The organism is Alteromonas sp. AO-Serp (assembly GCF_017849675.1).
Lineage (GTDB): Bacteria > Pseudomonadota > Gammaproteobacteria > Enterobacterales > Alteromonadaceae > Alteromonas > Alteromonas macleodii.
Genome location: NZ_JAFLMX010000025.1, coordinates 37,159 through 45,452, shown reverse-complemented (window position 1 = coordinate 45,452; position 8,294 = coordinate 37,159). Strand labels below are relative to the sequence as shown.

Here is an 8,294-nt window from a genome sequence, read left to right as displayed (position 1 = left end):
CACTAGAAGACGCTGGCGTTAAAACTGTACGTTCACTTGCTGAAATCGGCAAGGCGCTTCGCGAGACTACAGGTTGGTAAGCTAACGCTTAACAATTTTGTGATAAAAGCCCGCTTTAAGCGGGCTTTTTTGTGCGCGCTTATTAACAACTCTGCAGAAATGCATGTAACAAAATTACAACTATCTGCCGTAAAAGCCCCGTATAATCCATATTGTGTTGTTAAATTACATAAAGGCCTGCATATCCTTTGTTAACGGCGTGTTGCACAAATTTTATTGAATACGTATGCAGGCAATTGTGCAAACCCTAGGTCCTCTATAGCATTATGCCGACGAGATGTATTGTCATTTAATTGTCATAAGAACAACAAAAAGACAACAACTATAACCGTATGGGACACCCGTTTTATGAAACAATTTAAACCCAACCTAATTAAAGCTGCGCTTATTTCAGGCGGTATGGCGTTTGGTAGTGCACCAGCATTTGCACAAGATGCAAACACTGATGCTGTTGATGAAGCAAATCTTGAAGTAATTCAAGTTAGCGGTATTCGCGGCAGCTTACAGCGTGCTCAAGCAATCAAAATGGATAACACTTCAATTGTTGAAGCGTTATCAGCAGAAGATATTGGTAAGTTACCAGATACCAGTATTGCAGAATCAATCGCACGTCTTCCTGGTGTAACTGGTGAACGTCGTAACGGTCGTACAAGTGGTATCTCTGTTCGTGGTTTTAACGAGAACTACGTTGGTACGTCACTGAACGGTCGTGAGCTTCTAGGTATGGGTGATAACCGTGGGGTTGAGTTTGACCTTTATCCAACGGAAATCATTTCAAACATTCTGGTATACAAAACACCAGAAGCGGGCATGACTACCCAAAATATCGGTGGTTCAATTGACCTTCAAACGGTTAAGCCTCTAACGGCAGAAAGCACGTTTACCGTAAACGGCACGTTCGAGAAAAATGCTGAAGACTCTCCAAACCCAGATTTTGACAACGACGGTCATCGCATTTCTTTAAACTTTGTCGATCAATTTGCCGACGATACGATTGGTTTAGCGCTAACTGTTGCGAGCATGGAGTCTCCACGTCAGGAGCAACACTTCCGCGGTTGGGGTTACGCCACAGTAAACACTACACCAGAAAACACGTTTGACGATAACGGAAATCCTCTTTGGAACCCTCGTCGTTATGATGGTCAAGACACTGTAGACGTTCCTGATGGTACTGTTGTATTGGGCGGTCACGATTCATTCCAGCGTTCAGCAATGCTAGAACGTGACTCAATTGCCGCTGTAGTCCAGTGGGCACCTACCGATAAGCTCAATATTCAACTTGATGCGCTTTATATCGATTTTGTTGAAGACGATGTACGCCGTGGTCTTGAAGAAGGCGGTGCAGAGTGGGGTACAAGCGCTTACACAATCACTGGTGTTGAAAACGGTCTGGTAACTAGTGGTTACTCTGATGGTTTCTATAGCGTTGTTCGTAACGATGCGCGTCGTCAAGAAGCAGACCTAACCACAGTAGGCATTAATGCTGAATACCAAATCAACGACTCTTGGACACTAGAACTAGATTACTCTACCGGTAAAGTTGAAAAAGAAATTATCGATGTAGAAAGCTACTCAGGTGTAGGTCGTGCTGGTACTGAAGGCCGTCCAATTACTGCACGTAGCTGGGAAATGACATCTTCTGGAGTAATGTTCTCTGACCACCCAACTATTGCACCAGTTGACCTTACCGACCCAACACTTATTAGCCTTGCTGGTCCGCAAGCATGGGGCGCACGTCCGTTACTTGAGTCTGACGCACAGGATGGTTTCGTAAACCAGCCGCTTTTCGAAGAAGAGCTTGATACCCTTCGTTTCGACGTTAAAGGCTATGTAGATTGGGGTGTGGTAACTGGCCTATCTGCTGGTGTTGTATATTCTGACCGCTCTAAATCTAAAGACAATAACGGTGCTTACCTAACAGCGCCTTCATATCCTGGAAATGCTGCTATTCCTGAAGTGCTAGGCGTAACGAACCTTAACTTTATTGGAATTGACGGTGTTTTAGCGTACGACTCGCTAGGTCTTTTCGAAAGTGGTTATTACATTGAAAGCGATGCAAGCCGCGTTCAAAACGATCGCTTAGGTGATACTTACACCGTTGATGAAGAACTACTTACCCTTTACACCAAACTAGATTTGGAAATGGAAGTTGGCGATATTTGGGTGCGCGGTAACGTAGGCCTTCAAGTAGTAAGTGCAGATCAAGAATCAACAGGTTTCTCTGCAACGTCTGACCGCGAAGGTTACACCATTGCTAGCCCTGTAACAGGTGGCGCAGACTACACAGATGTTCTTCCAACACTTAACCTTTCAGCAGAAGTGGCTGAGGGCCAGTTTGTGCGCTTGGGCTTGAGCAAAGTTATTTCTCGTCCGCGTATGGATGACATGCGTCCAAATACTCAGGTTACGTTCTCGTTCAACGATAACCAAATTACTAGCACTGAAATTGAAAATGGTCCATGGGGTGGTAGTGCTGGTAACCCTGAATTGCGTCCGCTTGAAGCTAACCAGTTTGACTTAGCTTATGAGAACTACTTTGCAGATACAGGTTATGTAGCTGTGTCGTTCTTCTATAAAGACATTAAAAATTGGCACCGCAGCACGTCAATTGTGGCTGATTTCACAGAGTTTTATATTCCTGAGCTACATCAGGGCTCTGAAGGTCAAACTCCTGTATTGTTCACAGGTCAAGTAAGCAGTGTTCTTGATGGTTTCGAAGGCTTTGTTCGCGGTTACGAATTACAAGGTTCACTTCCATTTGACATGATCCATGATTCACTTGAAGGCTTCGGTTTGTTCGCAAGTGCAACCTTTATGGATGGTGAAGTTGACGCGGCTCCGGGGCAAACTGAAACACGTATTCCTGGACTATCAGAAGAGTCTTACAGTATGACTTTCTTCTATGAGAATGCTGGTTTCGAATTCCGTCTTGCGGCAACAAAACGCGATCAGTACCTAACTGAAGAACGTGGTGTTAGTTTGGCGTTAGTTGATGCAACGAAGCAAGGCGGTACGCTTGTTGATGCGCAAATTGGCTATGACTTTAGCGAGTCTGGTATCGAATATCTAGAAGGCCTGCGTGTTACTTTACAAGCACAGAACCTGACCGATGAAGATGATATTCAAGCGTCAGCGGCTGACGGCCGTCAAATCACGCAGTTCCAAACTTATGGAACGAACTACTTGCTAGGATTTAACTACAAGTTCTAATTTCTTCGTGTGTGTAAAGCCACCTGCTGCTTTTTGTTTTAGCTTGTGCTAAAAGAGAGAGCAAATGGTGGCTTTTCTTTTTGTATGAAAGGAACCCTTCAAAATTTTTGGTACGAATTGCGAGAAGTTTATGCAAGATCCTCATAATAAACCGATAAAGCGTGTAGTGATTGCCGGCGGTGGAACGGCAGGTTGGTTAGCTGCTTCATTAATGAAAAAGGTGTTGGGTAAAGCAGTTGATATTACTCTGGTAGAATCTGAAGCGATTGGTACGGTCGGTGTTGGTGAAGCTACCATCCCGCCAATACGCCTAGTAAACCAAGTGTTAGGTATCGACGAAGCACAGTTTCTTCATGATACTAAAGCTACGATAAAACTTGCTATACGGTTCGAAAATTGGAAAACGAAGGGTGAAAGCTACTATCACACCTTTGGTGCGCCGGGAAAAAGCATGGCGTTTTGTCATTTTCATCACTATTGGGTAAAGGCGCGCCAGCAAGGCCTAAAAGACGACCTGTGGGATTTTGACCTAAATTACCATGCCGCTGAAGCGGGACGATTTGCGCAGATAAATGCCAAAGACCCAGTCGTTGAGCTACCTTTCGCCTATCATTTTGACGCCAGTTTATACGCTCAGTATTTACGAAAGCTGAGCGAAAATATGGGGGTTGTACGCAAAGAAGGTAAAATTTCACGTGTTCAACGTTTTACCGACAGCGGTTTTATTCAAGCACTTCACTTAGAAAGTGGGGACGTGGTTGAAGGGGACCTATTTGTTGATTGCACGGGCTTTAAGGGGCTATTGATAGAGGAAGCGCTGGGCGCTGGTTACGACGATTGGTCTCACTTACTTCCTTGTGATAGTGCCATTGCTGTACCGTCTGAGCGACATGAAAAAACCGCGCCTTACACGCGCTCTATTGCCCACGATGCGGGTTGGCAATGGAGGATCCCACTGCAACACAGAAATGGTAATGGCCACGTATATAGTTCACGCTATATCAGTGATGATCAGGCCTGTGACACCTTGTTGTCAAACTTAGATACCAAACCATTGGGTGACCCTAAACTGATAAAGTTTACGACGGGCAGACGACGTAAGCAGTGGTACAAAAACGTAGTAGCAGTAGGTCTATCAAGTGGATTCTTAGAGCCACTTGAATCTACTAGTATTCACCTCATTCAATCTGCAATTGTTCGCTTAATTCAGCTGTTTCCCCACAACGGCTTTGCACCGAGCTTGGAAACGGAATATAACAAGCAGTCTGAATTAGAGTTCGAACAAATCAGAGATTTTCTTGTTTTGCATTACACCGTAAATGAGCGAACCGATAGTGCCTTTTTCAATGACATGCGAAATATTACTTTGCCCGATTCCCTAGCACATAAAATTGCGTTGTTTAAAGAAAGCGGAAATCTGCTACGAGAACAAAATGATCTATTCCTTGAAAGCTCATGGCTACAGGTATTGTACGGTCAGGGGATCACTCCTAAGGATTATCACGGTTTGGTAGACAGTGTGCCTGAAGTTCAGTTAAATCAAATGTTAAAAAGGTTATTGGAAATCAAAAAAGAGCCCATTGCTAAGCTGCCGACACATGACGAGTATATAAATGGGATGGTTGCAAAGTATAAACGCGCAATGAGTTGAATAATTTCATATGGTTAGAAGTGCTGCGAACGAACGCATCAGCTAACTAAACAGGTAAAGGATAAAGCAGCCAAAAGGCTGCTTTATTCGTTTTTAAGGATGAATTGTTACAATTATGCTGGTTTTTTACTGGCAAATTAAAAATATGTTGCGCCGATGTAAATGAATACGTATGCATAGCATTGCTCCCTTTTTATACAAAACAGTAGTATTTGGTGTTGAACCATAAGAGGCATTTTTGGGGGTGGTAGTCCTAAAAGTGTCGATAATAAACAAGGAATGGGACACCAATGAAAACATTCAAACCCAGCACTATCATGGCGGCCTTGATAAGTAGTGGGGTCGCGTTTAGCGCAGCTCCTCTTTATGCCCAAGAGTCACCAGACACCTCAATAGACGAAGTTGAACGACCACAAGAAGATACCCTAGAGCGTATTGAAGTACGTGGTTTTAGTACCAGCTTGATCCAATCACTAAACCAGAAACGCTTCTCCGATACGGTTTCTGAACAAATATCTGCAGACGATTTGGGCGGACTTCCCGATGTTTCGATGGCGGATGCACTGACCCGCTTGCCGGGTATCTCTGCGGTAAGAACCGGGGGGCAAGCCGCGCAGATAAACATTCGTGGTCTATCCGGTGACTTTGTGTTTTCTACATTAAACGGTAGAGAGCAGGTATCGACCAGCGGAAGCCGGGCAATTGAGTTTGATCAGTATCCTTCAGAGCTTATTAGTGAGGCGGCGGTTTATAAATCTCCCAAGGCATCGCTTATTGAGGGGGGTATAGCGGGTACGGTAGAACTTAAAACTGCATCACCACTTGCCATTGAAGAGCAGCATAAATTCAGCGCCAACATGCGTGGCATGTATAACGATAGAGCGTCAGAGGTGAGTGATGCTACAGAGTATGGACATAGACTGAGTTTTTCATATCAAGGTAAATTCCTTGATGATACGCTAGGTGTATCACTAGGTTATGCTCGTTTATTCCAACCGAGCGTTTCTACTCAATTCATTGGTTTAGCTTATAACGGTCAAGTTGATGTAGACGGACTTGAAGGTGATATAGACGGGCCAGCAGATTGCCCCAATTGTGAACTCATTTCAGAAGGCTTTGAAATGCAGCACAAGGGCGGGGAAGAGACTCGCGATGGTTACGTTGCGGCGTTTGAATGGGCACCTATCGATACCTTTACACTTAAAGCTGATGCTTTTATCTCGAAATTTGACTCCGAAGCCTTTGCTCGCGGGTTTCGCGTTAAGCTAGGTGGAATAAACGCTGGTATAACTAATCCTGTAGTAGCAAATAATAGCGTAATTGGCGGCACATTTTCTCGTACAGACAATAGCTTTACCCGTGTTGAGTTGGTAAACGACGACAATCAAGATTTCGACAGTGTTACCAACTTAGGCGTGAATGCTAGCTGGGAGATATCGCCAGATTTAGCGGTTCAGTTTGACGTCTCCCGCTCAAGTGCAGAAAGCGACTTTAGAAACGGCTTACTGTGGTCGCTTGTTGGCGAAGATGCGACAGCGGCAAACCCCGTGTTCGACGAAAACGTCCAAATATCTTATTTGCTCAACGGACTAAACTTACCTGATATCGGTTTTAATCAAAGTGATGCTTTTACAGACTTAGACCGTGTAATGGTAAGTAAATACGGTATTTATCCGTATGAAAACAAAGATGAGTTAGACGCCTATCGCGTAGACTTCCAATATTATGTCGATGTGCCAATCATTTCTGGCTTTGAATTTGGTTATCGTTACTCAGACCGGGAATATAACAATGACCGCTCTGTGTTTGAATACGGAAACGATAGTGCATTCTCAGTAAGCGAACCGCCACTTCAGTTAACTTCTGATATGGTCGAAGAGGTAAATTGGAGCGGAGATTTTGGTTATTTTCCAAGTTATCTTTCCGTTGATCTAGACAGTGCACTTAATGCTTGGTTTCCAAGCGGTAGGCCACAGCCTGTTCAAACGTGGGGACCAGGCGCTGCCGGCGTTATCAATGGTCCAGGTACCGGGCCTGCTACTGCGTGGACGCTACAAGAAAGTGGCGATGTATTTGAAACTGTGAATTCTGCCTACTTGATGGCAAACATTAATACAGAAATTGGCAGTATCCCTGTTACAGGTAATGTTGGTGTTCGTTACGTTAAAAGTAAACAAAGTTCAACGACGCTACAGCGTGCTACTCAGTTAATTGAAGACCTTGAGACCGGAACAACGGTTGAAGTTAGTGACCCTACGGCTGGTGCACAAAACATTACCGACGACGTAGGGTTAATTAATAACTTTTATCGCCCAGCGTTGATAAGTCACGAATATTCTGACGTTTTGCCTTCAATTAACCTGAACTTTAAACTTACAGATGACACGCAACTTCGTGTAGCTGCTGCAAAAGTGATGGGCAGAGCGCCAATAAACCGTTTTGCCGCAAATGCGTCAACCACTATTGAAACGGTTACCGCTTTCCAAGACAGAGATTCGGGTGAAATTACGCTTTCCAACCCTACGGCAAGGGTTAGTGGTAGCGCCCGTAACAGCCCTTATTTAGAACCATTCTATGCAACTCAATACGACGTTTCGTGGGAGTATTATTTCTCAGATACGGAAGGTGCATTAGTTGTTGCTGGCTTTTATAAAGACATTGAATCGTTCGTAGAAGACATCGAAATAGAGCCTTATGATTTTGAAGCAAACGGCATTGTAATTCCTGATAACGTAAGTGTGCCGGTTTACTTGACGCCAGAGTTTGCAGGACAGGAAGCCGAACTAGCGCTTGATGAAAATGGCGACCCCATCTTTATTACCGTCCCTACTGAAAATGGTAGCTACAGCACAGCCGTAAACAATGCCGAAGGTGGCTATATTCGCGGTTTAGAAATCGCCTATACGCAAATTTATAGCATGCTGCCTGGCATGTGGTCAGGCTTAGGCGTTAGCGCAAGTTACTCTTACACCGAAAGTGAAATTCAACGCACGCTAGGTGATGACGTGTATGCCGCTAACTTACCAGGTCTTTCTGAAAACGTTGCTACGCTAACCGTGTTTTGGGAATACGAAGGTTTTGAAACTCGCTTGTCTAGCCGATATCGCGATGCATTTGTTTCGCAGCAAGTAGCGGTAAACGACCAGGTGGTTAACTTTGACGAAGAATTGGTTATTGATTACCAAGCGTCGTACGAGATTAACGACAATTGGAGCGTACTATTTCAAGTTAACAACCTAACAGACGAGCCAACGAAGAGCTATTTCTCATCAGAAGAGCAAACCGGCACTATCCAATACTTTGGTACGCAATATTACCTAGGGATGACATATCAACTATGAAAAACAGCATCTTAGGTAATTTATTTAGCAAC

Annotated in this window: 3 protein-coding genes; all 3 read left to right on the top strand. The window is 44.2% G+C overall.

Going from position 1 to position 8,294, the window contains the following annotated elements:
• Positions 1 to 408 precede the first annotated feature (408 nt).
• Positions 409 to 3,270, top strand: coding sequence for a TonB-dependent receptor (locus QVA83_RS02100; RefSeq protein ID WP_014949451.1), 2,862 nt, complete (start codon positions 409 to 411; stop codon positions 3,268 to 3,270).
• 130 nt (positions 3,271 to 3,400) lie between these two features.
• Positions 3,401 to 4,921 carry a tryptophan halogenase family protein gene (locus tag QVA83_RS02095; RefSeq protein ID WP_156078344.1) on the top strand — a complete coding sequence of 507 codons (1,521 nt, stop codon included), beginning with the start codon at positions 3,401 to 3,403 and terminating at the stop codon, positions 4,919 to 4,921.
• A gap of 290 nt (positions 4,922 to 5,211) precedes the next feature.
• Complete coding sequence (locus tag QVA83_RS02090) at positions 5,212 to 8,262, top strand: TonB-dependent receptor (protein ID WP_156078345.1); 3,051 nt, start codon at positions 5,212 to 5,214, stop codon at positions 8,260 to 8,262.
• The last annotated feature ends 32 nt before the right edge of the window (positions 8,263 to 8,294 follow it).